Annotated in this window: 19 protein-coding genes and 4 pseudogenes; 9 read left to right on the plus strand and 14 right to left on the minus strand. The window is 70.9% G+C overall.

The genetic code is table 11. From position 1 onward, the window contains the following. The first annotated feature begins 15 nt into the window (after positions 1-15). Positions 16-1,146 (plus strand): serine hydrolase domain-containing protein, encoded by a 1,131-nt coding sequence (locus tag ACZ573_RS36745; protein ID WP_471312962.1) that lies wholly within the window; start codon positions 16-18, stop codon positions 1,144-1,146. Positions 1,147-1,223: 77 nt separating this feature from the next. On the opposite strand, the pseudogene ACZ573_RS36750 reads toward ACZ573_RS36745, so the two are convergent. From ACZ573_RS36750 to kdpF, 8 genes and pseudogenes are all read right to left on the minus strand, one after another. Beyond that, a pseudogene (locus tag ACZ573_RS36750) lies at positions 1,224-1,574 on the minus strand (histidine kinase); the annotation flags it as partial. 4 nt (positions 1,575-1,578) lie between these two features. Next, positions 1,579-2,262 carry a response regulator gene (locus ACZ573_RS36755; protein ID WP_471312964.1) on the minus strand — a complete coding sequence of 228 codons (684 nt, stop codon included), beginning with the start codon at positions 2,260-2,262 and terminating at the stop codon, positions 1,579-1,581. A gap of 125 nt (positions 2,263-2,387) precedes the next feature. Further along, on the minus strand, positions 2,388-3,065 hold the full coding sequence (locus ACZ573_RS36760; protein WP_471312966.1) for a potassium-transporting ATPase subunit C: 678 nt from the start codon (positions 3,063-3,065) through the stop codon (positions 2,388-2,390). A 3-nt stretch (positions 3,066-3,068) separates the two neighbouring features. Then, entirely contained in the window at positions 3,069-5,186 is a 2,118-nt protein-coding gene (gene kdpB / locus ACZ573_RS36765) for a potassium-transporting ATPase subunit KdpB (RefSeq protein ID WP_471312968.1), read from the minus strand. Further along, a complete protein-coding gene (kdpA, locus tag ACZ573_RS36770; RefSeq protein WP_471312970.1) occupies positions 5,183-6,847 on the minus strand; it encodes a potassium-transporting ATPase subunit KdpA in 1,665 nt (554 codons plus the stop codon). Before kdpA ends, kdpB begins: the two co-directional genes overlap by 4 nt. A gap of 8 nt (positions 6,848-6,855) precedes the next feature. Beyond that, positions 6,856-6,945, minus strand: a complete 90-nt coding sequence (locus ACZ573_RS36775; RefSeq protein WP_471312972.1) for a potassium-transporting ATPase subunit F — start codon at positions 6,943-6,945, stop codon at positions 6,856-6,858. 239 nt (positions 6,946-7,184) lie between these two features. After that, positions 7,185-7,943, minus strand: a complete 759-nt coding sequence (locus ACZ573_RS36780; RefSeq protein WP_471312974.1) for a DUF4118 domain-containing protein — start codon at positions 7,941-7,943, stop codon at positions 7,185-7,187. Between the two features lie 47 nt (positions 7,944-7,990). After that, the gene (gene kdpF / locus ACZ573_RS36785; protein WP_471312976.1) at positions 7,991-8,209 is read right to left on the minus strand and encodes a K(+)-transporting ATPase subunit F; all 219 of its coding nucleotides are present in this window, start codon (positions 8,207-8,209) and stop codon (positions 7,991-7,993) included. Between the two features lie 123 nt (positions 8,210-8,332). Between kdpF and ACZ573_RS36790 the strand changes: the two are divergent. Continuing rightward, positions 8,333-8,602 (plus strand): annotated as a pseudogene (locus ACZ573_RS36790) (amino acid permease); the annotation flags it as partial. 229 nt (positions 8,603-8,831) lie between these two features. Then, positions 8,832-10,769 (plus strand): APC family permease, encoded by a 1,938-nt coding sequence (locus tag ACZ573_RS36795; RefSeq protein ID WP_471312978.1) that lies wholly within the window; start codon positions 8,832-8,834, stop codon positions 10,767-10,769. 89 nt (positions 10,770-10,858) lie between these two features. On the opposite strand, the gene lysA is transcribed toward ACZ573_RS36795, so the two are convergent. Further along, positions 10,859-12,193, minus strand: coding sequence for a diaminopimelate decarboxylase (gene lysA, locus ACZ573_RS36800; RefSeq protein WP_471312980.1), 1,335 nt, complete (start codon positions 12,191-12,193; stop codon positions 10,859-10,861). A gap of 13 nt (positions 12,194-12,206) precedes the next feature. Next, a complete protein-coding gene (locus tag ACZ573_RS36805; RefSeq protein ID WP_471312982.1) occupies positions 12,207-12,578 on the minus strand; it encodes an SAV_915 family protein in 372 nt (123 codons plus the stop codon). 308 nt (positions 12,579-12,886) lie between these two features. Here ACZ573_RS36805 and ACZ573_RS36810 point away from each other — a divergent pair. Both ACZ573_RS36810 and ACZ573_RS36815 read left to right on the plus strand, forming a co-directional pair. Beyond that, positions 12,887-13,165 (plus strand): annotated as a pseudogene (locus tag ACZ573_RS36810) (universal stress protein); the annotation flags it as partial. Positions 13,166-13,224: 59 nt separating this feature from the next. Next, on the plus strand, positions 13,225-13,389 hold the full coding sequence (locus ACZ573_RS36815) for a hypothetical protein (RefSeq protein ID WP_471313010.1): 165 nt from the start codon (positions 13,225-13,227) through the stop codon (positions 13,387-13,389). A gap of 30 nt (positions 13,390-13,419) precedes the next feature. Here the strand turns inward: ACZ573_RS36815 and ACZ573_RS36820 are convergent, their stop codons facing one another. Beyond that, positions 13,420-13,734, minus strand: coding sequence for a hypothetical protein (locus ACZ573_RS36820; RefSeq protein ID WP_471312984.1), 315 nt, complete (start codon positions 13,732-13,734; stop codon positions 13,420-13,422). Positions 13,735-13,999: 265 nt separating this feature from the next. On the opposite strand from ACZ573_RS36820, the gene ACZ573_RS36825 reads away from it, so the two are divergent. Both ACZ573_RS36825 and ACZ573_RS36830 read left to right on the plus strand, forming a co-directional pair. Continuing rightward, entirely contained in the window at positions 14,000-15,055 is a 1,056-nt protein-coding gene (locus ACZ573_RS36825) for a magnesium and cobalt transport protein CorA (RefSeq protein WP_471312986.1), read from the plus strand. 313 nt (positions 15,056-15,368) lie between these two features. Next, a complete protein-coding gene (locus ACZ573_RS36830) occupies positions 15,369-17,276 on the plus strand; it encodes a copper resistance CopC/CopD family protein (RefSeq protein ID WP_471312988.1) in 1,908 nt (635 codons plus the stop codon). Positions 17,277-17,345: 69 nt separating this feature from the next. Here the strand turns inward: ACZ573_RS36830 and ACZ573_RS36835 are convergent, their stop codons facing one another. Then, positions 17,346-18,098: a DUF1775 domain-containing protein gene (locus tag ACZ573_RS36835; protein WP_471312989.1), complete on the minus strand. Its 753-nt coding sequence runs from the start codon at positions 18,096-18,098 to the stop codon at positions 17,346-17,348. Between the two features lie 824 nt (positions 18,099-18,922). Continuing rightward, positions 18,923-20,878 (minus strand): M20/M25/M40 family metallo-hydrolase, encoded by a 1,956-nt coding sequence (locus ACZ573_RS36840; RefSeq protein ID WP_471312991.1) that lies wholly within the window; start codon positions 20,876-20,878, stop codon positions 18,923-18,925. A 464-nt stretch (positions 20,879-21,342) separates the two neighbouring features. Here ACZ573_RS36840 and ACZ573_RS36845 point away from each other — a divergent pair, with 464 nt between their 5' ends. Beyond that, entirely contained in the window at positions 21,343-21,618 is a 276-nt protein-coding gene (locus tag ACZ573_RS36845) for an SH3 domain-containing protein (protein ID WP_471312993.1), read from the plus strand. 419 nt (positions 21,619-22,037) lie between these two features. Next, complete coding sequence (locus ACZ573_RS36850) at positions 22,038-24,518, plus strand: SpoIIE family protein phosphatase (RefSeq protein WP_471312995.1); 2,481 nt, start codon at positions 22,038-22,040, stop codon at positions 24,516-24,518. Positions 24,519-24,660: 142 nt separating this feature from the next. Here the strand turns inward: ACZ573_RS36850 and ACZ573_RS36855 are convergent. After that, positions 24,661-25,009: pseudogene (locus ACZ573_RS36855) on the minus strand (hypothetical protein); the annotation flags it as partial. Positions 25,010-25,028: the final 19 nt, after the last annotated feature.

Genomic DNA, 25,028 nt, shown 5'->3' on the forward strand with positions numbered 1-25,028 from the left:
GAAAGGAACACCGACATGACCAGCAACTCTTCCACCGAGGCGACCGCAGCGGCCGTCGCGACCACCCCCGACCGCTCCGCGATGCGACACGCACTGGACCGCGCCACCGCCCCGGGCGGCGCTCCCGGCATCGTCGTCGAAGTGCGGGACGGCCGTGGCACGTGGTTCGGTTCGGCCGGAGTCTCCGACACCGGGACCGGGGAGGAACGCCGGCGGTCCGAGCGGTTCCGGATCGGGAGCACGACCAAGGCGTTCACCGCCACGCTCGTCCTGCAGCTGGCGGCCGAAGGCCGGCTGAGCCTCGACGACACGTTGGAGCAGTGGCTGCCCGGGATGGTGGCGGGCAACGGCTACGACGGCCGTGCGATCACCATCCGCCAGCTGCTCAACCACACCAGCGGCATCTTCAACTACGGCAACGACGCGGAGTTCTTCAAGAAGGGCATCGGCGCGGCGTGGTTCCGGCACCGCTACGACACCTACGCCCCCGAGCAGTTGATCGGGATCGGTCTGGCCACCCCGGCGCCCTTCGCCCCGGGGGACGCCTTCCTCTACTCCAACACCAACTACTTCCTGGCCGCCCTGATCGCCGAGAAGGTCACCGGTGGGACGCTCGCCGAAGCGCTCACCCGGCGGATCGTCCACCCTCTGGGGCTGACCGGGACCTACCTGCCCGACACGGAACCGACCGTCCGAGGGCCGCACCCCCGGCACTACTCCACCCTCTTCGTCTCCGACACCCCGCCCGGGATCCACGACGCGACCGACATGAACCAGTCCTTCGCATGGGCGGCCGGCGGCATCGTGTCGACCACGGGAGACCTGCAGCGCTTCTTCGGCGCGCTGCTCCAAGGCCACCTGCTGCCCGCCGAACAGCAGCGGGAGATGTTCACCACCGTCGACACCACAGGACCCGTCCCGTGGATCCCGAGCACCCGGTACGGCCTGGGCGTGTTCTCCTGGACGCTGCCGTCCGGCGCCACGGTCTGGGGCAACGCGGGGGCGACGTACGGCTCGTGGACCTGCGCCATGGGCTCCCGTGACGGCAAGCACCTGCTCACCGGCCAGGTCAACGGCGACTGGAGCGGCCTGGGCGTCCTCGACGAGATCCTGACCACCGAGTTCGGCGCGGCTGCCGGAAGCTGACGGCCGGTGCGACCCGCCGCCGGTCAAGTCGTGGCGCCGGCCGGGAGTTCGCCGGCCACCGGACGGGCGTCTGCGGCGATGGGGAGGGTGAGCAGTTCCTCGACGTCCTGCCAGCGCTTGGCGTTGCGCGAGCCCGGCACGTTGCTGTGCGCGAGTTCGTCCACGAGCGCCACGGCGGGGCGGCGGGCGAGGACCGCGTCCACGTCCATCTCGGTGAAGGCGGACCCCCGGTACTCCAACTCGCGCCGTGAGATCTGCTCCAGACCGTGCAGCATCACCTCGGTGCGCGGCCGGTCGTGGTGCTCGACGAAGGCGACGACGGCATCGGTGCCCCGCTCCACCCGGCGGTGGCCCTCCGAAAGCATCGCGTACGTCTTGCCGACGCCGGGGGCCGAGCCCAGATAGATACGAAACTTGCCGCGTCCCATGACGTCATCCCTCGAAGCGGTAGCCCATACCGGGCTCGGTGATCAGGTATCTCGGGTGCGAGGGGTCCGCTTCCAGTTTGCGGCGCAGCTGAGCCATGTAGACCCGCAGGTAGTTGGTGTTCTCGGAGTACGCCGGCCCCCAGACGTCGAGCAACAGCCGCTTCCGGCTGATCAGTCTGCCGGGATGGGTGATCAGGATCTCCAGCAGATGCCACTCCGTGGGGGTCAGCCGGACACTGCGACCGTTGCGCCTGACCTTCTTCGCGACCAGGTCGACCGTGAAGTCCTCGGTCGTGACCGTGACGATCTCGTCGGCGGGCGCCGGAGCGTCCCGGCGGCGGACGGCGGCGCGCAGCCGGGCGAGGAGCTCGTCCATGCTGAACGGCTTGGTGACGTAGTCGTCGGCCCCCGCGTCCAGGGCCCGGATCTTCTCCTCGGAGGTGTGCCGCGCGGAAAGGACGAGGATGGGCACGCTGCTGGTCTCCCGTACCCCCTTGATCACGTCGAGGCCGTCCATGTCCGGCAGGCCGAGATCCAGCAGGATGGCGCTCGGCTTGCGTGCGGCTGCCAGCCTCAGGGCCGTGTTCCCGTCGGAGGCCGTCTGCACCTCGAACTCCCCTGCCTCCAGGTTGATCCTCAGCGCGCGGACGAGCTGGGTGTCGTCCTCCACCACCAGCACCTTGATCATCGGTGTGGGGCCTTCCTCTTTCTGTGGGTACGGGGCGGAGCCGGCGGGACGCCGGGTCTCCCCGCCCAGCCGTAGCTGGGGGAGACGTGCGTCCCGCCGGCTCCAGACCTTTGCCGTGCTCGATCTCAGCTCTTGGCCAGTGCCTTGAGCGCGGTGTTGAGTTCGAGGACGTTGACGCGCGGTTCGCCCATGAAGCCGAGGGTGCGGCCCTCGGTGTTCTTCTCCACCAGCTTCTCGACCTGCTCGACGTCGAGCTGGTTCTGCTCGGCGACGCGATGGACCTGGATCTTCGCGTACGCGGGGGAGATGTTCGGGTCGAGGCCGGAGCCGGAGGAGGTGACGGCATCGGCCGGGACGTCCTCGGGCTTCACCGTGTACGAGGCCGTCGTGTTGTCCGCGATGACGGCTGCCTTGGCGTCCTCGACCAGCTTGACCAGGTCCGGGTTGTCGGCGGCTTTGTTGGTGGCGCCGGAGAGGATCAGCGAGTACCGGGTGTTGACGCTGTTGGAGCCGAGGCCGTTGGAGGGGCGCGGCTGGAACCACTTGAGGTCCGGCTTGGCGGCCTCTTCCGGGTCGTCGGGGTTCTGCTTCGGGAGGTTGTAGGTCTGGCCGATGAGGGAGGATCCGACGACCCGGCCGCTCTTGTCCTTGATCTCGGAGCCGTTGGCCTTGTCGTTGAACAGGGCCTGGGCCATCCCCGTGACGGCCAGCGGGTAGAGCACGCCGCAGATCACCGTCAGAACCAGCAGGGCCCGCAGGCCCGCGCCGAGCAGGCGCGCCGTGTTGCTTACAGAGTTGTTCATGGCTCAGCCGATTCCGGGGATGAGGGAGATGAGCATGTCGATGATCTTGATGCCGATGAACGGGGCGATCAGGCCGCCGAGTCCGTAGATCCCCAGGTTCCGGCGGAGCATCCTGTCCGCGCTGGTCGGCTTGTACTGGACGCCCTTGAGGGCGAGCGGGACGAGCGCGATGATGATCAGCGCGTTGAAGATGACGGCCGAGAGGATCGCGGAGTTCGGCGAGGACAGGCCCATGACGTTGAGCTTGTCGAGGCCCGGGTAGACCACGGCGAACATGGCCGGGATGATCGCGAAGTACTTCGCCACGTCGTTGGCGATGGAGAACGTGGTGAGGGCACCACGCGTGATCAGCAACTGCTTGCCGATCTCGACGATCTCGATGAGCTTGGTGGGGTTGGAGTCCAGGTCCACCATGTTCCCGGCCTCCTTGGCGGCCGAGGTACCCGTGTTCATCGCCACGCCCACGTCGGCCTGGGCCAGCGCCGGGGCGTCGTTCGTGCCGTCGCCGGTCATCGCGACCAGCTTGCCGCCGGCCTGCTCCCGCTTGATGAGGGCCATCTTGTCCTCGGGAGTGGCCTCGGCGAGGAAGTCGTCGACACCTGCCTCTTCGGCGATGGCCTTGGCGGTCAGCGGGTTGTCACCCGTGATCATGACGGTCTTGATGCCCATGCGGCGCAGCTCGTCGAACCGCTCGCGCATGCCCTCCTTGACGACGTCCTTGAGGTGGATGACACCGAGGACGCGGGCGCCCTTCCCGTCCTCCACCGCCACCAGGAGCGGGGTGCCGCCGGCCTCGGAGATGCGGTTGGCGAGGAGGTCGGCGTCGTCGGAGACCTGGCCGCCCTGCTTCCGGACCCAGGTGATGACGGAACCGGCCGCGCCCTTACGGGTCTTCCGCCCGTCCACGTCGACACCCGACATCCGGGTCTGGGCGGTGAAGGCGATCCACTCGGCTCCGGCGAGCTCGCCCTGGTGGCGTTCGCGCAGGCCGTACTTCTCCTTCGCCAGAACCACGATCGAGCGGCCCTCGGGGGTCTCGTCGGCCAGCGAGGACAGCTGCGCGGCGTCGGCGAGCTCGGCCTCCGTCGTTCCCTTGACCGGGACGAACTCCGAGGCCTGGCGGTTGCCGAGGGTGATCGTGCCCGTCTTGTCCAGCAGCAGCGTGGAGACGTCACCGGCGGCCTCGACCGCCCGCCCGGACATCGCCAGGACGTTGCGCTGGACGAGCCGGTCCATGCCGGCGATGCCGATGGCGGAGAGGAGCGCGCCGATGGTGGTCGGGATCAGGCAGACCAGGAGCGCGGTGAGGACGATCATGGACTGTTCGGCGTCCGCGTAGACAGCGAACGGCTGCAGGGTGACGACGGCCAGCAGGAAGACGATGGTCAGCGAGGCCAGCAGGATGTTGAGGGCGATCTCGTTGGGCGTCTTCTGCCGGGCCGCGCCCTCGACGAGGGCGATCATCCGGTCGATGAAGGTCTCGCCGGGCTTCGTCGCGATCTTGACGACGATCCGGTCGGAGAGCACCTTCGTACCGCCGGTGACCGCGGACCGGTCGCCGCCGGACTCACGGATGACCGGGGCGGACTCGCCGGTGATGGCGGACTCGTCGACCGACGCGACGCCCTCGACCACGTCACCGTCGCCGGGGATGACGTCCCCGGCCTCGCAGACCACCAGGTCGCCGATCCGCAGATCCGTGCCGGGCACCGACTCCTCGGTCGACCCGGTCGACCCCGTCGACCCGGTCAGCCTCCGGGCGACGGTGTCGGTCTTGGCCTTGCGCAGGGTGTCGGCCTGGGCCTTGCCGCGGCCCTCGGCCACGGCCTCCGCGAGGTTGGCGAAGATGGTGGTCAGCCACAGCCAGGCGGTGATCGCCCAGCCGAACCAGTTCGTCGGGTCCGTGACCGCCAGGACGGTCGTGACGACCGACCCGATCAGGACCACGAACATGACCGGCGACTTGACCATGACCCGGGGATCGAGCTTGCGGACCGCGTCCGGGAAGGACTTCAGCAGCGCCTTGGGGTCGAACAGCCCCCCACCCACGCGGCCGGCAGGCGGCTTGTGGCCGGTCGGCAGGTCGTCGTGCGGAGCACGGGTCGGTGTGGCGGTGCTCATGATGCGAGCCCTTCGGCGAGCGGACCCAGCGCCAGGGCCGGGAAGTAGGTCAGACCGGTGATGATGAGGATCGTGCCGACGAGCAGGCCCGCGTAGAGCGGCTTGTCGGTACGGAGGGTGCCCGCCGTCTCCGGGACGGGCTTCTGCTCGGCGAGCGAGCCGGCCAGGGCCAGGACGAACACCATGGGCAGGAAGCGCCCGAGCAGCATGGCGATGGCGATGGTCGAGTTGAACCACTGCGTGTCGGCGTTCAGGCCCGCGAAGGCGGAGCCGTTGTTGTTGGCGCCCGAGGTGTAGGCGTAGAGGATCTCGGAGAAGCCGTGCGCCCCCGGGTTCGCCATCGAGTTGCCCGGCGTGGGCAGGGCCATCGCGGCGGCCGTGAAACACAGGACCAGCGCGGGCGTGATGAGGATGTAGCAGGCCGCGAGCTTGATCTGCTGGGTGCCGATCTTCTTGCCCAGGTACTCGGGGGTCCGGCCGACCATCAGGCCGGCGATGAACACCGCGATGATCGCCATGATCAGCATGCCGTAGAGGCCGGAACCGACACCTCCGGGCGCGATTTCGCCGAGCTGCATGCCCAGCAGCTGGATGCCGCCGCCCAGACCGGTGTAGGAGGAGTGGAACGAGTTGACCGCACCCGTCGAGGTGAGCGTCGTGGCGACCGAGAAGATCGCGGAGGCACCGACGCCGAAGCGGGCCTCCTTGCCCTCCATGGCACCGCCCGCGGCCTGCAGTGCCGGTCCGTGGTGGGCGAACTCGGTCCACATCATCAGCGCGGTGAAGCCGACCCAGATGACACCCATGGTGGCGAGGATCGCGTAGCCCTGGCGCAGGTTTCCGACCATGCGGCCGAAGGTGCGGGTCATCGCGAAGGGGATGACCAGGATCAGGAAGACCTCGAACAGGTTCGAGAAGGGGGTGGGGTTCTCGAAGGGGTGGGCCGAGTTGGCGTTGAAGTAGCCGCCGCCGTTCGTGCCCAGCTCCTTGATGACCTCCTGCGAGGCCACCGCCCCGCCGTTCCACTGCTGCGTGCCGCCCAAGAACTGGCCGACCTCGTGGATGCCGGCGAAGTTCTGGATGGCACCGCACGCGACCAGCACGATCGCGCCGATCACCGAGATCGGCAGCAGGATCCGGACGGTGCCGCGCACCAGGTCGGCCCAGAAGTTGCCGAGCTCCCCGGTGCGGGAGCGCGCGAAGCCCCGTACGAGGGCCACCGCGACGGCCATGCCGACCGCCGCCGAGACGAAGTTCTGGACCGCCAGGCCGCCGGTCTGTACGACGTGGCCCATGGCCTGCTCGCCGTAGTACGCCTGCCAGTTGGTGTTCGCCACGAACGACGCGGCGGTGTTGAAGGCCTGGTCCGGGTCGATCGACACGAAGCCGAGCGAGCCGGGCAGGATCCCCTGCACACGCTGCAGGAGGTAGAGGAACAGGACGCTGACGGCGGAGAAGGCGAGGACGGCACGCAGGTAGGCGGGCCAGCGCATCTCGGCCGACGGGTTGGCGCCGATGGCCTTGTAGATCCACTTCTCCGGCTTGTGGTGCTTCTCGGAGGAGTAGACGCGGGCCATGTAGTCGCCCAGGGGACGGTACGCCAGAGCCAGCGCGGCGATCAGCGCGAGCAGCTGGAGCACACCAGCGGTGACGGGGCTCATTTCGGTGCTCAGAACCTCTCCGGGTACACGAGGGCGAGGACGAGGTATCCGAGCACGGAGACGGCCACGACGAGGCCGACGACGTTCTCGACGGTCACAGCTTGGTCACCCCCCGGGCGATGAGAGCCACCAGCGCGAACACCGCGACCGTGGTGACGACGAAGGCCAGGTCGGCCATCGCGAGCTCCTGAGTGAAGTGGGAAGTAATGAATCGGCCAGTTGGCCGATGCCGAGACAACCGTGTCTTCACCCGGGTGTTAAGACGCCTTGACGGGCTCCATACGGGGGGACGGGCACTCTTGACGCCGCTCTGACGGCGCATGCCGCCTGCGGGGCATCAGACCTGGTGGGGCAGGCCGGCCGAGTCCAGGGCGGCGCCCGCCTGCGCGGCCAGCGCGACGGCCACCAGACGGGCCTCCTCGGGCGGCAGGGGCCCGCCGGGGTGTGCGTCGAGGAGGAAGCGGCCGTAGTAGTGGCCGCCGCCGACGGCCCGCAGCTCGGTGTCGCCCTCCGGCCACTCGGTGTACTCGGTGATCCGCCTGCCGCGGCGCAGCCAGACGCTGCCGTCGTGCTCCAGCCGCGGCAGGTGTCCCATCAGGGTGCCGTACTCGAAGCGGCAGCCCCGCAGCTCCAGCAGCCCCACCAGCTCCCGGCGCACGTACTCGACCACTGCCTCCGGCGGGCCGCCGTCCTCGGCGAGGCGGGCGGTTCCCTGGAGGCTCGACAGGTGCGCCGCGTCCGTGACCGCGACGGCCTGGAGCCGGCGGGTACGGACCGCCAGCTGGGAGACGATCAGCCCGACGATGAGCAGGAGGACCGCCGTCTGGATCTCGCCACCGTCCTCGATGGTGAACTGCTGGTAGGGCCTGGTCAGGAAGAAGTCGAACCAGGCCGCCGCCGACAGGGCGGCCAGCGCGCCGGCCGTCCGCGTACCCAGGGCGGCGACCGCGACCACCACGACGACCATGATCAGCGCCTCGTTCGTCGCCGAAAGATCCGCACGGAAGGGCACGAGCGCGAGCGCGACGAGGAAGGGGGCCACGAGGGCCGCGACCAGTGCGAGGGGGTCGTGGAGCCGGTGGAGGTAGCCGGACATGTGAGGCCTCCCGTCCGGAAAAGACCGGTCGTGACGAAGGGCGTCGCTCAGAACTTCTCGGGCCTGATCAGTGCGGCCACGAGACAACCGAGCAGCGCGAGGGCGATGAGCAGGCCGATCACGTTCTCCGCGTTCCTGGGATCTCTTCTCCTTCTGCTCTCCTTCTGCCGCAGCCGGGCCCGCCCGCCCAGATCAAGCCTGCCCTTCCGCCGAGCCGGCGCAACGCGGGGCGCCGCCTCTTGACGGCCCCCTGAACACGCCCCCACCCGCGCGTAGGGAACGCGTGAAGAGTGGCGGGGCGGACGTATGGAGTGCGCCAAGGGTGCTGGTGGCCGACCCGTGCGACTCCGACGCTGTCCTCACTTTGCTCATTCGGAGGGACCGGCGACGTGGCCATACACGTAGGAAAACCGACCGCGGTCGCTCAGGAGCCGAGTCAGGACGAGCCCCCGGACACCAGCGTCACCGGAGCCGGGGACCGCCACAAGGTGACCGCCGTCCAGGGCCTCGCCGCGCTGTCGCTCGACGCGATGGCGTCCGTGGCGTACGGGCCCGAGTCGATCGTGCTCGTCCTGGCCGCCGCGGGCGCCTACGGCATGGGTTTCACCCTCCCGGTCACCCTCGCCATCGCCGCGCTCCTGGCGGCGCTGGTGGCCTCGTAACGGCAGGTCATCGCCGCGTTCCCGGACGGCGCTCGTCGCCCGGACCCGCCAGGTATTCGTCCGTGACCTCGCCCTGCGGGTGGCGATGCCCGGCGGCGGGCGCCTGTAGGCGTTAAAGGCACGTCAGGGTTTGCTCACTCACGTGCAGAAAGGATCAGTCTGCGTACGCTTGCTCAGCCGTCGTTGTCGATGGCTGATTCTTTGCCGTACGACAGGAGCCCCCACGATGGCCACCCCTGCCCGCACGTCACGCCTGCGCGCGTGGATGCTGGAAGGCCTGACCGCCGAGAACAGTTCGCCCGCCGCCAAGGAGGCGGCGGCCCAGCCGCACGGCCGGCCGTGGTGGCGGGTCATGTGCCTGACGGGTCTCGACTATTTCTCCACCCTCGGCTACCAGCCCGGCATCGCGTTCCTCGCGGCCGGGCTGCTGTCGCCGCTGGCGACCATCGTGCTCGTGCTGCTCACCCTCTTCGGCGCGCTGCCCGTCTACCGGCGGGTGGCCGAGGAGAGCCCGCACGGCGAGGGCTCCATCGCCATGCTGGAGCGGCTGCTGACGTTCTGGAAGGGGAAGCTGTTCGTCCTGACCCTGCTGGGGTTCGCGGCCACCGACTTCCTCATCACCATCACCCTCTCCGCCGCCGACGCGACCGCCCACATGGTCGAGAACCCGCACCTCACCAGCACCCTGCACGGCCACGAGGTGCTGATCACCCTCATCCTCATCGCCCTGCTCGGCGCCGTCTTCCTCAAGGGGTTCAGCGAGGCCATCGGCGTGGCGGTGGTCCTCGTCTTCACGTACCTCGGCCTGAACGTGATCGTGGTGGCGGTCGGGCTGTGGCACGTGTTCACCGCACCGCAGGTCATCACCGACTGGACGACCGCGCTGACCGTCGAGCACGGCAATCCGTTCATGATGATCGCCATCGCGCTCGTCGTGTTCCCGAAGCTCGCGCTGGGCCTGTCCGGGTTCGAGACGGGCGTGGCGGTCATGCCGCACGTCAAGGGCGATCCCGAGGACACCCCCGGGAAACCGGCAGGCCGGATCCGCGGCGCGAAGAAGCTGCTGACCACGGCCGCCGTCATCATGAGCATCTTCCTGATCTGCTCCAGCCTCATCACGACCCTCCTGATCCCGGCCGCCCAGTTCGAGCCGGGCGGCGAGGCCAACGGACGCGCGCTCGCCTACCTGGCGCACGAGTACCTGGGATCGGCCTTCGGCACGGTCTACGACATCTCCACCATCCTGATCCTGTGGTTCGCCGGTTCCTCCGCGATGGCGGGCCTGCTGAACCTGATGCCGCGCTATCTGCCCCGCTACGGCATGGCCCCGCACTGGGCCCGCGCCCTGCGACCGATGGTCATCGTGTTCACCCTCGTCGCGTTCCTCGTGACCTGGATCTTCGACGCCGACGTCGACGCCCAGGGCGGCGCGTACGCCACCGGTGTCCTCGTCCTGATCACCTCGGCCGCGGTCGCCGTAACCATTGCGGCGCGCAGGGCGGGAGAGCGCGGCTGGACGATCGGCTTCGGCGTCATCTCGGCGGTCTTCATCTACACGACGGCCATCAACGTCGTGGAGCGCCCCGACGGCGTGAAGATCGGCGCCTGCTTCATCGGCGGCATCATCGCGCTGTCCCTCCTCTCCCGCCTCGCCCGCGTCTTCGAGCTGCGCGTCACGCACATCGAGTTCGACGACATGGCCCAGCGGTTCATCCGCGACACCGCCAACCGCACCATCCGGTTCATCGCCAACGAGCCCGACAACCGCGACCGCGAGGAGTACCGGCAGAAGAAGGAACAGATCCGCGCGGACAACGACATCCCGGCCGGGGACGACGTCATGTTCGTCGAGGTCACCGTCCTGGACGCCTCCGAGTTCGAAGCCGGCATGCGCGTACGCGGCGAAGTGCTGCACGACCGCTACCGCGTCCTGACCCTGGAGAGCTCCAGCATCCCCAACGCCCTCGCGGCCCTTCTGCTCCACGTCCGGGACGAGACCGGCCAGCGCCCGCACATCTACTTCGAGTGGACCGAGGGCAACCCGATGGCCAATTTCCTGCGCTTCTTCCTCTTCGGCCAGGGCGAGGTCGCCCCCGTCACCCGCGAGGTCATCCGGGAAGCCGAACCGGACCGGACCCGCCGCCCCCACGTCCACGCCGGCTGAACCGGCCGCGTCGAAACGCCGACAGGAATCCCGCCGGACCCTCGCGGCGGGGGAGCGATCGTCGTGACCGCAGGCCGAAGGAGCCGGCCCTACCCGCCGATGTCCCGGCTGCGGAAGTCCTCCAGCGTCTCGCGCCGGACCAGAATCCGCGACGCGCCCTCGTGGACGGCGACCACCGGGGGACGCCCCACCATGTTGTAGCCGGAGGCCATGGACAGCTGGTACGCGCCCGCCACCGGTACGGCGAGCAGGTCACCGGGGTGGATGTCACCCGGCAGTTCCACATCGGCCGCGAGGACGTCCCCGGCCTCGCAGTGCCTGCCGACGACCGTCGCCGTGCAGGCGCCGGCGATGGAGTGCCGGCCGATCAGGAGGGGTGCGTAGCGCACCCCGTACAGGGCCGGCCGCGGATTGTCGCTCATCCCGCCGTCCACGGCGACGAACACCTTCCCGCCGGTGCGCTTGACGGCCAGCACCCGATACAGGGCGACCCCGGCAGGACCGGCGAGGGCACGCCCCGGTTCGAGGGCGAGCCGGGGCACGGTCAGGCCCGCGGCGGCGCAGCTCTCGCCGAGCTCGGCGCGGAGGCCGCGGGCGAGGGCGGTGAGGTCGAGGGCCGGTTCGCCCGGCCGGTAGGCGATGCCGTGGCCGCCGCCCATGTCCAGCTCGGGCAGGACGACGCCGTGCGCGTCACGGATGAGGGCCATCAGCCCGACCATCCTGCGCAGGGCGACGAGGTAGGGCTCCACCTCGGTGATCTGCGAGCCGATGTGGCAGTGCAGGCCGGTCAGTTCGAGCTGAGGCTGGCCGAGTATGCGCGCGACGGCGTCCTGCGCCGACCCATCGGTGGGCGAGAGGCCGAACTTCTGGTCCTCCGTACCGGTGCGGATCTTCTCGTGGCCCCCGGCCGCGACGCCCGGCACCACCCGCACCATCACCTTCTGGTGCCCGTCCGGCCCTACGGCGGCCGCGATCCGGGCGATCTCGGACGGCCCGTCGATGACGATACGGCCGACCCCGAGCCGCAGCGCCGTCTCGATGTCCCGGGGCGATTTCGCGTTGCCGTGCAGCACGATCCGCTCGGGCGGGAACCCGGCGGTGACGGCGAGTTCCAGCTCCCCGGCGGAGCAGACGTCGAGGCCCAGTCCCTCCTCCGCCACCCAGCGCACCATCGCGCGGGAGAGGAAGGCCTTGGCGGCGTAGAGGACGTCGGCCTCGGGGAGGGCCGCGCGGTAGGTGCGGCACCGCTCGCGGACCTCACCCTCGTCCAGGACGTAGGCCGGGGTGTCGAACCGGTCGGCGATCTCCACCAGGGACACCCCGCCCACGGCCACGTCACCGTGCGGGAGCCGGGTCGTGGAGGCGGGCCACACGGACAGTTCACCGGCACCGGCCGGAATCTCCGACAGGGAGGCGATGGTCATGGTGCGGTTCCCTTCAGACGGTCCGGGCAACAGACTGGGAGGCCTGCGGGACGGAAGTGCCGACCGCCCCCGTGGCCGCCCCGGCAGCCGTCCCGGTCACCGCAGGTGCGGTGAGGGTCGGGTCGACGGTCAGCAGCGATGCCCCGACCGGTTCGGCCATCGCGCGGAGCGCGGACTCGGAGAGCCGGATCCAGCGCTGGCCGGCGCCGAGCGTCGCGGCCAGCCGCTCCGCGCTGGTGAAGCCCACAGCGGTACGCGCTCCCAGCGGAGTGCGGAACAGGCGCACCACCACCTCCGCCCTTCCCGGCAGGACCGGCACGTACAGGGGCCCGGCCGGGACACGTGCTTCAGGCTCCGGGTCGTCGGCGTACTGGAACAAACACATGAGGCCCTCCCAGAGGAACCACGAGTGACGGTTGAGGCCCCGGATGCGGGGAGGCGGTCCGGGGCGCGACAACGAAGCTATCCCCGCCCGCACGCACCTGCGGCCACCCCATGACGGGACCTTGACGGTGGCGGACCAAGTCCATACGGATCACTGATGGCCCCCGGAGCGGGGCGGCGTCAGGGCTCCGTACGGGGTGGGCACCGTCGCGTGAGAAACCCGTCAAAATCCCGCCCGCGTCCCCTGCCGCAGCCCTTCCATGGGAACCGGTGAACACCGAGGAGAGGGAAGAGGCCGTGCGCAAAGTCGTGGTCGGGGCTACGGGCACCCCGGGGAGTCTGGCCGCATTGCACAAGGCCGCCGCCGAGGCCCGGGCGCGTGACGCGGAGCTGTGGGCCGTCCTGGCCTGGCAGCCGCCGGGCGGCGAACTCGGGAGCCGCAACGGCCTCGGGCCCGCCGCTCTGGCGCAATGCCGCGCCGCGGCCGCCGAAAGACTGCGCGAGGTCCTCGATACCGCCTTCGGCGCCGTGCATCCCGGTGTCGCCCTCGCGGGCCTCACGGTACGGGCCACCCCGGGCGCGGCCCTGGTGGACACGGCCCGCGACCCGGAGGACCTCCTGGTGGTCGGCACGGGATCCCGTACGGGGTGTGGCGCCGCTTCGTCCGCCCCTCGGTGGCCCGCTACTGCGTCGCGCACGCCGCCTGCCCCGTCCTGGCGGTTCCGCCGTCCCCGCTCCAGGCCGAGCTGGAATCCGTGCACCGCCGCAACCTCTGGAGGATTCCGCTGGACCTGCGGGAGCTGGCCCCCTGAGCCTGGGGCACCGGGGCGTCCCGTGCCCGTCTAAGGTGCGGCGCTGCCCTGTCGGCCGCCACCCGTGAACTGGCCCGCCAGCATCACGACGAAGCCGCCGACCAGGATCACGCCGCCGGTCAGTGCGCCCCACAGCCGGGTGCCGGAGTCGCTGATCACCAGCCCGAACACCACCTGCCAGCACAGCGCGAAGGCCGTCACCAGCTGGCCCCAGCCGTAGAGGCGGGGGCTGCGGATGTGGCGCCGGTTCATGGGGAGCACCCAGCCGCGGGTGACCGCCGCCACCCCCGAGGCGGCGATGAGCAGCGCGACGAGAACCAGAGGTGCGACGACGTACAACTTCATGATCTCTCTCCTGCGCGCCGGACCCGTGCCGGACGCTCGCGTGATCGTGCCACCGGCCGCCTGAGGCGTCCACCGGCCCACCCGGGCCGGCCCGCCCACGCCCCCGTGACCAGCGATATCGACCGGCGAGGCCAGCCACCGGGGCTGGCTGCGAGGACATCTCTGCCGAGTCGGAGGAGCATCTATTGCTGTGAGGCCTCTACGGCGCGCCACGCCCCGGCGGGCACGAGGCGGCGCACGTCGGTCGGCCGTGAGGAGGAAGGCCATGATCGTCGACTGCGCACATTACCGCGACGGGCGTCGACAGGACGAGGGCGCGATGCCACTGGAACAGGCGGCCGCGCGCTGCCGGCAAGGCGGCTTCGTCTGGCTGGGCATCTTCGAACCGGGTCCCGAGGAGCTGGACCGGGTGCGCGAGATCTTCGGACTGCACGAGCTCGCCGTCGAGGACGCCTCGGCCTTCCACCTGCGACCGAAGGCCGAGCAGTACGAGGACGGCACCGAGCTGATCATCCTGCGCACGGCACGCTACGACGACGCCCGGGAGGAGATCGACACCGGCGAGATCAGCATCTTCCTCGCCGACCACTTCGTGATCACCGTTCGCCAGGGCATCGCGAGCGAGCTGCACGAAGCCCGCAGCCGGCTCGAAAACCGCCCCGAACTGCTCAAGACCGGCAGTGCCTCCACGCTGTGGGCGATCCTCGACCAGGTCGTCGACAGCTACGCGCCGGTCGTCGGCGAACTCGAGCGCGACATCGAGCAGATCGAAGCCACGGTGTTCTCCGGGACGGTCGCCCCGACCGAACGGATCTACTCCCTGCGCCGCGAGGCCACCGACTTCTACCGCGCCGTGCACCCGCTGCTCGCCGTGCTCACGCGGCGGCTGCAGACCGGCAGGACGCCGCCCGCGCTCCAGCCGTACATGCGTGACGTGCACGACCACCTGCTGCTGGTCAACGAGGAGGTCGCCGCCCAGCGCGACCTCCTGACCACCGTCCTGGAAGCGAACATCGCGGTGATCTCCGTAGAGCAGAACAACATCAACCTTCGGCAGAGCGCCACGATGGAACGGCTCACGATCCTCGCGAGCGTGTTCCTCCCCCTGTCCTTCGTGGTCGGCTTCTTCGGGCAGAACTTCGAGTGGCTGGTGACCCACATCAGCAGCTTCACGGCGTTCCTCACCCTCACCGTCCTCGGGGTGCTCCTGCCGTGCCTGATGCTGTACGTCTGGCTGCGCCGACGCCGAAGCGGGCCGACACCGCCGATGCCCGAGGTGAACCCCGTCGACCGGCACACTCCGGCGGCCGCCGCGAAGTGACGACGGCGCCGGCGATCGGCCTCACCCTCAGGGATGCACGCTGCGGCCGGGGCCGCTCGTCCTGCCCCGCCCCCTCCATACAGGAACGCGTCCCGAGTCGAGCCTTTCCGTGCCGCGCTTTAGCCGAAGTTGCTTAACCGGCTCCGTCCCGGGGCCGGCAGCACTATCGTCCACATCCCGTCATGACCTGCGGCCCTGCCCGAGTCCCTCCTGTCGCCCCAGTGAGCCCCACCGTCCGACCGCCGCCCCGCAGGACCGAGTTCCGGGCGGCGGTGCCGCCGCCGACGACCGCCACTTCGGAGACTGACTGTTCATGCACACCGGATCACCTCCCGCGAGGGCGTCACTGACCGTCCTGGCGCTGGTCGCCGCCCTGCTCGCCCTGATCCTCGGCGGTGCGGCCCCGGCCTTCGCGCACGCCGGGCTCAGCGGCTCCGATCCTGCGGAAGGCAGCGTCCTCGAGGCGGCTCCGAAACAGGTCACCCTCACCTTCACGGAGTCGGTCAGCTTCTCCGACGACTCACTGAGGGTGCTGTCTCCGGAGAACGAGCGCGCCAACCCGCGCCCGGCCCAGCACGCGGACGGCAAGGAGAACACCGCACGCGTAGAGCTGTCCGACAAGCTCCCCCAGGGCACCTACACGGTGGCCTGGCGCGTCGTCTCCGCCGACGGCCACCCGATCTCGGGCGCGTTCGTCTTCTCCATCGGTCAACCGTCCGGCACCGCCGCCGTGGTGGCGACCGGCTCGCCCGAGGACACGGCGGCCGGCCGCCTGTACGGGTTCTTCCGTTACGTCGCCTACAGCGGGCTCGCTCTTCTGGTCGGAGCCGCCGCCTTCGTCCTCGTGTGCTGGCCCACCGCAGGCGCGGTCCGATGCGTACGCAGGCTGCTGGCCGTCGGCTGGTCGGCGCTGCTGGCGTCCACCGTCGCCCTGTTGCTGCTGCGCGGCCCGTACGAGACGGCCGGCGCGCTGACATCGGCGTTCGACCCGTCTCAGCTGGGCCGGACCGTCACCGGGCGGCCCGGGATCGCCCTGATCGCGCGGCTTGTACTGCTCGCGGTCGTCGCCGTGTTGCTGAGACGGTCGGCCGTACGACTGGACCGGCACGACGACGGATCGCCGCTGAGGGACCTCGGAGCCGGCGTCCGCCTGGGCGGAGCCGTTCTCGCCCTGGCCCTTGCCTTCACCTGGGCCTCCGCGGAACACGCCTCCGCCGGCATCCAGGTGCCGCTGGCCATTCCGGTCGCCGTGCTGCACCTGCTGGCCATGGGGGTCTGGCTGGGCGGCCTGATCACGCTGGCCATCCTTCTTGGGCCCCGAGGGCCCGGCAGCCGTGACATCCCGGCGTCCGCGATCGGCCGCTTCTCCACCCTGGCCTTCACCGCCGTCGCCGTACTGGTCGGCACGGGGACGTACCAGTCCTGGCGACAGGTCGGCTCGTGGGAGGCGCTGTCCACCACCACGTACGGCAGGACGCTCGCCGTGAAGATCGCCGCCGTGGTTCTCGTACTGTGCGCGGCGTCCTTCTCCCGCCGTTGGACGGCCCGCCTCGTCCACCAGGCGCCACCGGCCGCGGAACCGCAGGCAGTGCCCGAGCCCGAGCTGGTGAGTGCCCTGCGGACGGTCGGAGCGCCGCCTTCCCGCGGGGCGACCGACCACAGCGGTACGTCCGACGTACCCGCCGGGAGTGAGCCGGGGGACGGTACCGGGCCGCCCGTCTTCGAGGCCGACGGACACCGGCGCGGCCTGCGCCGCACGGTGGCCCTCGAAGCCGTACTCGGTGTCGTGGTCCTGGCGATCACGACCTTGCTCACCGGAACCCAGCCCAGCCGCGCCGCCGACACGGCCACGGCGGCCACGGCGGCCAGGGCTCAGGAGCCGCAGACGAAGGTGGTCACGGTCCCGTTCGACATGGGGGCGGCCAACCAGCACGGCGCGGTGCAGATCACGCTGGCGCCGGGACGCGTCGGCGAGAACACCGTCGAAGCCGTCGTGTTCACCGCGGACGGCGGCCTCGCCACCGTCCCCGAACTCCGCCTCACCCTCACCCAGGACGACCTCGGAATCGGCCCGCTGGACGCCAAGCTCAAGAACCAGAAGGGGTACTGGGCCACCTACGACCTGCGGCTGCCCATGCCCGGTGTCTGGACCCTGAACATCACCGTGCGCACCACCGACATCGACCAGGTGACCGTGCGCGAGACCGTCCGCATCACGTAGTCGTCGCGGGGGGAACACGCTCGGGGCCGGCGCACGGCGTGAGCCGCGTGCCGGCCCCGAACGTGTCGGTCAGGCCCGACTACCGCTACCACTACGGCTGCGACGGACCCACCAGAAGGTGCCGACGGCGACGAGCAGGAGCACGGCCGCAACCGCGCCGACGACGGCGCCGGTGCTGCTGCCCGCCTCCGCCTCCGCATCCGCCTCGCCCGTCGCCTGTGCGCCGTCGGACGCGACGGGAGTGGACGGGGCCGACGGCGCCACGGACGGGGCGGCGCTCGGCGTAGGAGACGGCGACGGGGTCGGGGCGATCGGCTTGGCCCCAGGGGCCGCGGCCTTCAGCTCGAGCACGGGAGCCGGATTGTCGACCTTCTCGCCGCCGGTGGGCACCTCGATCCAGCGCGAGACCTTTCCGTCGCCGTAGGTCTCCAGAGTCTTGAACACCAGGGATTTCTCGTCGGGCAGCTGGCGCACGGTGACGCTGTACTCGGCATCGGTGCCGGTGGCCAGAGCCGGGCCCCCGATCGCGTACCCGTCCGGGGTGGCCGTCAGCTTCCACTCCTTGGGAGCGTCCTTGAGCGTCACGGCGTCCGGAGCGATGCCCTTCGGCAGCACCACCTTCAACTCCGCGATGCCGGCGGTGTCCGACTCCGCCTCGGAGGTGAAGGACAGCGTGACGTTCTCGGCGAGCGCGCGCGGATCGGAGGCGGTGACCTCGGCGTGCGCGGCGGCCGGGCCGGCCGCCACGCCCAGGACCACCAGGGCGCAGGCGACCGTGAAGGCCGTCCTGGAGAACGGAAGACGGGTGTGTGACCTGGTCATGATGGAGAAACCCTCTCGGTACGCGGGACGGGCCTCACCTTGTGGGTGAAGCGTCCGCCGGGATCAGGGGAACGTCTCCCGCACATCCGGCAGGAGGCCCCCGACGCACCACCGCGTGACAGAGCATGGTCATCACCGCCGGCCGTACGGCGGGCCCGCCGAGCGCACCGGGTACCGCCCGCAGGCCAGGCCGGAACGACGGCCGACGGCCTGCGCCGAACGCCGCGACGGCAAGAGCCACCGCCGTCTGGGCCCACCGGCCCACCGTCTCCGGCAGACGGCTCAGCACCTCGTCCGCGCGGTACATGAGCAGAGCCATCACGCACGTGGCCAGGCAATGAGCCGCCGTCATGGCCCCCGCCGCGTGGTGCGGGGCATGCCCGGCCTCCAGCAGCGCACCGGCGTGCCCGTGGCGTACCTCCCTGTGCGGGGACAGAGCCCCGTGCAGGAGGAGCTGAGCCAGCCCGGTCGCCGCAAGCACGTACCGGCCAGGCAGGGACGGACGGGCTGCCGGCCACGCCAGAGCGCAAACGGCCGGCGCCCCGACCGCCGCCCGCCACCAGGAAACCGGCTCCTCCGAGGCCAAGCGATGGGCTACGACCGCCAACACCGAGCTGAGCAGCGTGAACACGGCAGCCCGCAGCCACCGTCCGCTCGGCCCCGCAGGCTGCGGACACGAGCGCATCCGTGCACGGGCTCCGGCCATGTCGGGCTCATCATCCACCGCCCCCGTCGCGGTGATCCCACACCTGTCAATTGTGAAACAGTTTTTCGGACGGTCGTGTGATCGGGCGTGTGATCGGGCTCAGCCGGAAGACGCCCCCCTAGAGGCCCGCGAAGGTCAGGGCGGTCGCGGTGACCGAGCGCGCGAGCGCGGCCGCGTACTGCGTGTCGTGGTCCTCGTCGAGGAGGGTGTCGCCAGGCGTGTGGTACTTCCGGGTGCCGGTTCCCCCCTGGCTGCCGTCTGCGCGGAAGAGGTCCTCGGAGACGGCGATGGCCGCCCATCCCCGCTCGTGGAAACTCGCGTGGTCGCTCCGCCCCAGGGCGGGATCCCCGGCTCCGGTGAGCTGCTGGACCGCGAAGCCCGAGGCGATGGCAGGGATGGTCCGCGCGACCAGTTCACCGAGCGCGTCGGAGGCGTCCGCGACCGGCCCGGGTACGGAGGAGCCGGCATGGATCTCCACAGCGGGCGTGCTGCCGTCCTGCAAACCGGCGATCATGTCCATCTGGAAGACGCCCGCGATGCGGTCGTCCGCGGCCGCGGCGGCGCGCGCGTAGCGCTTGCTGCCGACGAGCGCCTGTTCCTCGGCGTTGAAGAGGACGAAGCGGACGTGATGCGTCGGCGCTCTGCCCTGCGCGAGGAGCGCGTGCAGACACTCCGCCGCGGCCATGACCGCCGCGGTGCCGCTCCCGTCGTCGTCCGCGCCGGGCGCCGGGTCCACCAAGGGGTCGTAGAGGCGGGGATCGCCATCGGCGTCGACGAAGTCACCACTCTCCGCCGTCGAATCCAGATGTCCCGTGATGAGAACGGCGGATTCTGCCCCCTCGACGCGGTGCTCGGCTTCGACATTGAACAACCGCCGCCCCCGCCACCTGAACGCGTGCCGTCGGACCACCAGCCCCAGATCCTGGAAGTGCCGGACGAGCGCGTCCACGACCAGCCCGTTGTCGGCATGCGCCGCGTGACGGCTGCGGATCTTCAGCGGCTCGCCCCGGACCAGCGGTTCGACGCCGGAGAGGCGTGCCACGTGCGCACGCAGCGTCTCCGGCGTCACGGTCGCGCGTACGGCCGCGAGCGTTTCGGGGGAGGGAAGGCCGTTGCCCGTTTCGCCGAACCCGGCCGGCACGGCCGCGGCCACCCCCTCGGCCCGCGTCTCACCAGGGCGTGACAGGAGCGCCGGGTCCGGGAGCAGGCGTTCGGTGTGTCCGGGCTTGGCTCCCGGCGCGTGCACCTCCTCGATCGGGACACCGGCGGGCGCAGCGACGTAGACGCCGCCGGGCGCGGGCCCGAGCGAGGAGATCTGCCGCGGGTACCCGGTCAGTTCGCCGGAGGCGAAGCAGAACGCGGCCGCCGCGCGCATCGCGCCTTCGGCCGCCGCCAGGGACTCCTTTGAGCCGCCCGCGAGGGCATCCGGCACCGGGACCGAGCGGTCGTCCCGGATCAGGAATGCCGCCGTGTCCTCCACCTGTCCCCGCACGTCGGTCGTGAACCCTGCCTGTCGGAGCGTCTCGACTCCGAGTGCGGTCGCCATCGCGAGCACGAGCCGGGGGGAGGCGACATGTACGGGAACGGCCTCCGTGCCGTTCGCCGCCGACTCCAGCGCGCCCAGGCTCCCGCCCTCCGGCACGTCGATCCTCGTCCAGAAGACCGGGCGGTTCTCGATGGCGGCCAGGGTGAACACCGGGTGGGGCGCGACACGCATGCCCGCCGTGCGGGCGAACGCGCGCTCGTCGTGGTCCTCACCCACGAAGACGCAGTCGTCGGCCGCGCCACCGCTGCTCGCGACTGCGTCGTCGAAGATCGCACGGCTGGTCTTGGGGCCGAAGTGAATGAGGCGGTCGTCCGCGAACCGGCCGGGGAACGCCTCATGGAGGGCTTGCGTGATCTGCGCGACCGCATCCTGTTCGGTACCGGGGTCGGAGATGATGCCCTTGGGTTCCCCGGCGAAGGCATCGAGCACCTGCAAGACCCGGGGGCGGGGGCGCAACAGCCAGGATCCGTCCGCCTCGACGTGGCCATCCGCCAGGGTCGCCCCGATGTCGAAGAAGAGCGTGGTCATCTCGGCGCCTCCGATGGTTCGACGTACGCCGGCGCCGCAGGCGGGCCGGTCCTCCCGGACCGCAGCACGCGCAGCCCCGTTGATATCGTCACGCACCGTAATCTGTGCGGCAACCGGACGTGCGGTGGGCGCGCCGGTTCCGCGGTCCGGTTTTCCGGTCCTCGGGCGCTGCGGCAAGCCGTATCCGTGCTGCTCGCGCTCTACGTGGCCGTGCTCGGCGGCCGGGCAGTCCATTACAGGGGGTAAGTGAACCGTCATCATTGTTTCTGCTGGATCGTTGAAGCCGCGTTCGACGACGCGGGACGGAACCATCGGGATGATGCCCGGTCGCCGGTCGTGGTGATGCCCCGCACGCCTCCGGCTTCCCGACGCGCATTGGCTCTACCGTGCAAGCGACCCGTCCGCGTACCGGACCGCGTCCCGCCACTCAGGCATTCCCTCATTCCCTCATTCCCTTGGAGGTCATGGTGCAAAGTCCCGCCCAGCCTTTCGGCACGGTCGTCAGCAGCAGCGGCGTCAACCTGCGGAGGTATCCGAGTACCGACTCCTCCCTCGTCGGCAATCTGAACCAAGGCGCCCAGGTCGGTCTGCACAGCAAGGTGCACGCGCAGACCATCGACGGCAACAGCATCTGGTACCTGCTGCGCGACCAGGCCGTGTGGGTCGCCGCCCGTCACGTCGACAACACCGGAGAGGTGCCGCTGTCCAAGGACGCCCAGCCCGCCGGCCCCCAGGGCTGACAGCGGCCCGGCCCTCAGCTCGTCCAGGGCCGTCCAGGACCGTCCCGGGACGGTCCGTACCGTCGGAATCGCCGCAGACGAGGTGGACTCGGCAGAGTGCTGCTGTCGAGTCCGCCCGCCGCTGGTACGACGCTTCACGAGCGCTGATGAGCCGAGGGCCGTCCGGGTCGGCCTGTTCCAGGTGCCAGCGGTCGTTCCGACTCCGGCGGAAACGGTGAGAGCCGCCGCGAACGTCGGGATCCCCAGCCCCGGTGTGCGGCATCCGCGGGCGCGCGGTGGACGGCCCTCTGCCGACGTGCGGCGGCGCGGCGATACTGAAGGTATGCCGACTGCTCGACCCCTGATCTCCGATCACTCCGGGTAGTCGCTGGGGCAATGCCCGCTGTGCGGTCCGTTCGGCAGGTCGAAGGGTGGCAGCGATGGACGCACCGGTGCCGGGATCGGGCGAGGTGCCCGAGGACCCGTTCGCGCTGCACAACTCGGCCTCGGCGGTACTGGACGAACACGGCGGGGTCGTCGGCTGGAGCGAGCGCGCACAGGAGCACCTCGGCTACCCGCCCGACGACGTGCTGGGCCGCAGGGCGGTCGAGTTCCTGGTCGATTCCCGTGACCGCGAGGCCGTCCTGGACGCGGTGGCCGCCTGCGAGCGCGACGGGGGCTGGTCCGGTGTCCTGCCCGTCCTGCACCGCAGCGGGCGGCGGGTGGAGCTGGGCTTCCGCGCCCGCGCCGTCATCCGCGCCGGCTCGGCCCGCGAGTGGTTCCTCGTCGTCGCCCCGGCCGAAGAGGTGCTGCGGTGGGAGACGGACCGGTCGGTCCTGGACGGCCTGTTCCGGCGCTCCCCGATCGGCCTGTCCGTCCACGCCCCCGATCTGAGCATCCTGCGGATCAACCGGGCGCTGGCCCGGTTCACGCAGCTCTCCGCCGCGGAGATACGGAGCCGGCGCATCGGCGACTTCCTCATCGGTCCGGACGTGAAGACCATCGAAACCCGCCTGCGACGGGTGCTGGAGACGGGCGCCCCCCTGATCTTCACCGAGCAGCGCTGTCGCCCGAGGAGCGACCCCGACCACGAGCGGGTGGTGTCGGTGTCGGCGTTCCGGATGGAGGACCCCTCCGGCGGGATCCTCGGGGTCACCCAACTCGTGGAGGACGTCACCGACCGCTACCGGGCCCGGCGGCGGCTCGCCCTGCTCAACCGGGCGAGCGCCCGCATCGGGACCACACTGGATCTCGCCCAGACCACCCAGGAGCTCGCCGACGTCGCCGTCCCCGACCTCGCGGACGCCGTCTCGGTGGATCTGCTGGAGTCGGTGGCCCGAGGCGACGAGACCGCCGAGGAGGCGAACGGACTGGTCCGCAGAATGGCCGTCCACTCGGTCGTGGCAGAGGCGCTGCAGGCGATGCACCCCGCCGGAGAGGTCTTCCGCTTCGACCCGCGTACCCCGCACGCCAGGTGCCTCGCAGAACAGCGGTCCATCCTCGAACCGGTACTCCGGAGCAGCCCCGGCTGGTACTTCCAGGACCACGAGCGCAGACGGCGCGCCCTCGACCTGGACGCGCACTCACTGATCGTCGTACCGCTCACGGCCCGCGGTCTGCTCCTCGGCCTGCTCAGCCTGTGGCGGGCCGAGCGGCCCGAGCCGTTCGAGGAGGACGACCTCACGCTCGCGGAGGAATTCGCCGCGCGGGCCGCCCTGTGCATCGACAACGCCCGCCGCTACACCCAGCAGCATCAGGCCGCGCTGACCTTGCAGCGCAGCCTGCTGCCGCAGGCGTTGCCCCAGAACAGCGCGGTCGAGGTCGCGCACCGCTATCTGCCGGCCGATCCCGCCACCGGCGTCGGCGGTGACTGGTTCGATGTCATCCCGCTCTCCGGAGCGCGCGTCGCCCTCGTCGTCGGCGATGTCGTCGGCCACGGTCTGCACGCCGCGGCCACCATGGGCCGCCTGCGCACGGCCGTACACACCCTGGCCGGCCTCGACTACGCCCCGGACGAGGTCCTCTCCCACCTGGACGACCTGGTCAACCGCCTGGCGGATGAGCAGGAGCCGGCCGACGGAAGCTCGCGGGGCCGCCAGATCGTCGGCGCGACGTGCCTCTACGCGGTCTACGATCCCACCTCCCGGCGCTGCACCCTGGCCCGGGCGGGCCACCTGCCCCCCGCCGTGGTGACCTCCGACGGCGCGGTGAGCCTGCCCGACCTTCCCGAGGGGCCGCCGCTGGGTCTCGGCGGACTCCCGTTCGAGTCCGCCGAACTGGAACTCGCCGAGGGGAGCCTGCTGGCGCTGTACACGGACGGCCTGGTCGAGGCCCGTGGCCTCGACCTCGACGAGGGACTCGCCCGGCTGCGGGAGGCCCTGGCCCGGCCCGGCCGCTCGCTGGAGGAGACCTGCACGGCGGTCCAGGAGGCCCTGCTCCCGGAACACCCACCGGACGACGTCGCACTTCTCCTCGCCCGCACCCGCGTGTTGGCGCCGGAGCAGGTCGCCTCCTGGGAACTGCCCGCAGAACCGACCGCAGCCGCCCGGGCCCGGCACCTGGCGGAGGCCACACTGACCGGATGGGGGCTGGAAGAGCTGGCTTTCACCGCCGAACTGGTCATCAGCGAACTGGTCACCAACGCCTACCGGTACGGCGGCGGCACGCCGGTGACCCTGCGGCTCATCCGCGATCGCAGCCTGATCTGCGAGGTCTCCGACAGCAGCAACACCGCACCGCACCTACGGCGGGCACGCACCACCGACGAGGGCGGGCGCGGTCTCTTCCTGGTGGCCCAGCTCACCGAACGATGGGGCACCCGCTACACCCGGGACGGCAAGACCGTCTGGACGGAGTTCCCCCTTGTCACAGCGGCGGAGGGGTTCTCCGTGGCCATGGCGAACCGTGCGCTCGATCGGTGACAGGGGGATCCGAAGCCACGTGCGTTCCGTCGACCGGTCCGTCCTGGCCGTCCTGGCCGCCCCTGGCCGTCCTGGCCGCCCCTGGCCGTCCTGGCCGTCCTGCTGACGGCCCTCAGGCCGGGGCGAGGAACACCCTGCCCGGTCAGCCGAACCGACCGTCGAGCAACTCCCGTACCAGTGCGGCGACCTGGCCCGTCTCCAGCAGGAAGCCGTCGTGCCCGTACGGGGAGCGGATGATCCGCACCCCGTCCGCGGACGCGATGCCGTCCGCGAGCTCCTCCTGCTGTGCCAGGGGGTGGAGGCGGTCGGAGTCCACTCCGCCACGGCTGCTCGCCCTCCTGGGCCCGGTGTCCGAAGCGGGCCTGGAGCTCATGGTCGCCACTCCGCCAGTGGGGGGCGGCGCGGATCGCGTGGACCTGCGCGCCGGCCCAGGCGATCTGGTCCGCGCTCGCCACCGCCGGGCAGGCGAGCAGCAACAGCGCCGCCACCCGCGGGCCGGGGCGCACCAGC

It is taken from the genome of Streptomyces sp. NPDC040545 (genome assembly GCF_055595065.1).

Coding starts and splice junctions, on each gene's coding strand:
- ACZ573_RS36830 (WP_471312988.1), top strand. CDS start 15,369: ATGCACACCGGATCACCTCCCGCGAGGGCGTCACTGACCGTCCTGGCG.
- ACZ573_RS36845 (WP_471312993.1), top strand. CDS start 21,343: ATGGTGCAAAGTCCCGCCCAGCCTTTCGGCACGGTCGTCAGCAGCAGC.
- ACZ573_RS36795 (WP_471312978.1), top strand. CDS start 8,832: ATGGCCACCCCTGCCCGCACGTCACGCCTGCGCGCGTGGATGCTGGAA.
- lysA (WP_471312980.1), bottom strand. CDS start 12,193: ATGACCATCGCCTCCCTGTCGGAGATTCCGGCCGGTGCCGGTGAACTG.
- ACZ573_RS36825 (WP_471312986.1), top strand. CDS start 14,000: ATGATCGTCGACTGCGCACATTACCGCGACGGGCGTCGACAGGACGAG.
- ACZ573_RS36805 (WP_471312982.1), bottom strand. CDS start 12,578: ATGTGTTTGTTCCAGTACGCCGACGACCCGGAGCCTGAAGCACGTGTC.
- ACZ573_RS36755 (WP_471312964.1), bottom strand. CDS start 2,262: ATGATCAAGGTGCTGGTGGTGGAGGACGACACCCAGCTCGTCCGCGCG.
- kdpB (WP_471312968.1), bottom strand. CDS start 5,186: ATGAGCACCGCCACACCGACCCGTGCTCCGCACGACGACCTGCCGACC.
- ACZ573_RS36745 (WP_471312962.1), top strand. CDS start 16: ATGACCAGCAACTCTTCCACCGAGGCGACCGCAGCGGCCGTCGCGACC.
- ACZ573_RS36780 (WP_471312974.1), bottom strand. CDS start 7,943: ATGTCCGGCTACCTCCACCGGCTCCACGACCCCCTCGCACTGGTCGCG.
- kdpA (WP_471312970.1), bottom strand. CDS start 6,847: ATGAGCCCCGTCACCGCTGGTGTGCTCCAGCTGCTCGCGCTGATCGCC.
- ACZ573_RS36760 (WP_471312966.1), bottom strand. CDS start 3,065: ATGAACAACTCTGTAAGCAACACGGCGCGCCTGCTCGGCGCGGGCCTG.
- ACZ573_RS36840 (WP_471312991.1), bottom strand. CDS start 20,878: ATGACCACGCTCTTCTTCGACATCGGGGCGACCCTGGCGGATGGCCAC.
- ACZ573_RS36835 (WP_471312989.1), bottom strand. CDS start 18,098: ATGACCAGGTCACACACCCGTCTTCCGTTCTCCAGGACGGCCTTCACG.
- ACZ573_RS36820 (WP_471312984.1), bottom strand. CDS start 13,734: ATGAAGTTGTACGTCGTCGCACCTCTGGTTCTCGTCGCGCTGCTCATC.
- ACZ573_RS36850 (WP_471312995.1), top strand. CDS start 22,038: ATGGACGCACCGGTGCCGGGATCGGGCGAGGTGCCCGAGGACCCGTTC.